1 protein-coding gene is annotated in these 1,978 nt (G+C 69.6%); it reads right to left on the reverse strand.

Annotation, left to right across the window (positions count from 1 at the left end; translation table 11 throughout):
- A partial coding sequence (locus OS124_RS0117275) for a heparinase II/III family protein (RefSeq protein ID WP_010141098.1) occupies nucleotides 1–1,671 on the reverse strand: 1,671 nt, incomplete at its 3' end.
- Nucleotides 1,672–1,978: the final 307 nt, after the last annotated feature.

Raw genomic sequence — 1,978 nt, forward strand, 5'->3', positions numbered from 1 at the left:
GGCAAAAGACCAGCGCATGCGCGTCGCATGGCCCGTCGCAAGGCCGGAAAGCACGATCTGAAGGGTCGAACGGGGCCGCAGCCGGTTGCGTTCGAGGAAAACCGAGGGCTCCAACGCCATCTGCTGCTTGCCGTCGTGGCGGAAGACCCAGACCTCGCCGCTCTTCAGCGCCAGGCTGACGGCACTGCCGCCCATGTCCAGCTGCGCCTCGATCTCGGGGTGCAGGTGGAAGCGGATCTGGAAGGGCACGCCCTCCAGCTGCTTACCGTCCATCACCCTGTCGAAGCGCCGCTTGTCGCGGTCTTCCAGGCACAGCAGCATGTCCTCGCCCGCGATGGCGCGGCCGTCGAAGGTCAGTTCAAGCGTGCGGGCATGGGTCAGCCCATGGGTCTTCACCCAGCCGTCATGCCCGCCCTGGAACCGGATGCCGTCCGGCGCGTGGGTCATGCGGATCGGCACGTTGCGCGGCGCATCCTCCAGCTCTTCGCCCCGTCCGCGCCGTCGCGACAGCCGCCCCGAGGACATGCCGTCGAGACACAGCGTGGAATGGCTGGGCGTCGCCCGCCCGGCCCGGCGCCACTCGGGCCCGAAGCTGCGGCCCGAACCGCAGTTGACCACCACCGGGCGCCGGCCCGAGGTCAGCTCGAAAGCCAAGGTCGAGGCATGGGCCGAAAGGCTGGCCCGCCCCTTCGGCGGCGGGCTGGCATCGACGATGACCGAGGACCGCCCCGAGGACAGCCGGGCATAGCCCATGGCCAGCCCGTCCGGCTGCGCCCGGCTGATGCCCGAGGCCGCCAGCGCGTGATCCAGCCGCCCCTCGATGCCGCGCCCGCCGCCGTGGAACCGCGCCAGCGATCCATCCGCATGGCGCAGCGTGCGCAGGGTCGGGGCGATGCGTTCGATGGCCGCGCGGTGCTCGCGGCCGACCTTCATGTCGGCTTCCTCCAGCGCCTGGGCGGCCCAGGTCAGAAGGGTGAAGACCTCGAGCAGCTCTTCGGGATTGCGCGTCGGCAATCCGCCCTGGGCGTCGATCTGGGCCAGCACTTCCTTTTCCAGCGCGCGACGGGCGGGGTCCACGTGGACCTCCATCCCGCGCAGGGCAAGACCGGCGTAGATCAGCCCGCAGAGCGCCTCGAAGCGCGGCAATCCGGGGCGCGCCGCCTTCCAGCGTCGGGAAAGGTAGATGGTCTGGCGCCCGAGCGAGAGAAAGAAGGCCTCTGAGGCCTCACCGTCGCGGGCCCGCAGCAGGAAGAGCGCATGGTTGATCCAGCGGATCAGGCGGCGCCCGGCCAGGTCGGGCTGCCAGCCGGGACCACGGCCGCGCCCATAGCGGCGGATCCACTCCCAGGTCCAGTCCTGGGCCCGCAGCCGGGTCGGCTGATCCCCGACGGCGGCAAGATCGTCCAGCCAGGCGAACCCCTGGATCTCGTCGCGAAAATGGGCGTCGGGCATCTCGACGTCCCAGATCGCGGTCTTCGGCGCCTCGACCAGCTGCCCGGCGAACAGGAAGTTCCCGGCCATCAGCTGACGCCCCCGGGCAAAGGACCCGACGGTGCGCGGCTCGGGCTGGCTGGTGAAGGCGGTGGCAGGGCGGGCGCGCGAGGCCGCCCATGCGTGCAGACGGTTCAGGAACCGCGCGCCGCCACTGGCCTGGGCCTCGGATCGGGACATCTGCCTGCCTCTGTCGCTCGTGAGCTCTTCCATCAAACGCTCTCATCGGCGTTTGAACAACACCCTAGCGGCTGCATCCACCCCTGTCATGGGGAAAGCATGTCCCGGGCACGGGATGCGGCCCGGCTGCCGCGCAACGATACAACTCGCAGGATACACCGACAGGGCAGGATGCCTCCGGCGGCAGTATTTTCAGCCATCGGATAGAGGCAAGGAGCTCTTGTTCCATCCGACGGCCAGAAATACTGCGGGGGAAACTCCGGTACGGAGATGGGGGCAGAGCCCCCTGCCCTCAGCGTTTGCCAAG

The sequence above is a fragment of the Oceanicola sp. S124 genome (assembly GCF_000220565.1).
Lineage (GTDB): Bacteria > Pseudomonadota > Alphaproteobacteria > Rhodobacterales > Rhodobacteraceae > Pseudooceanicola.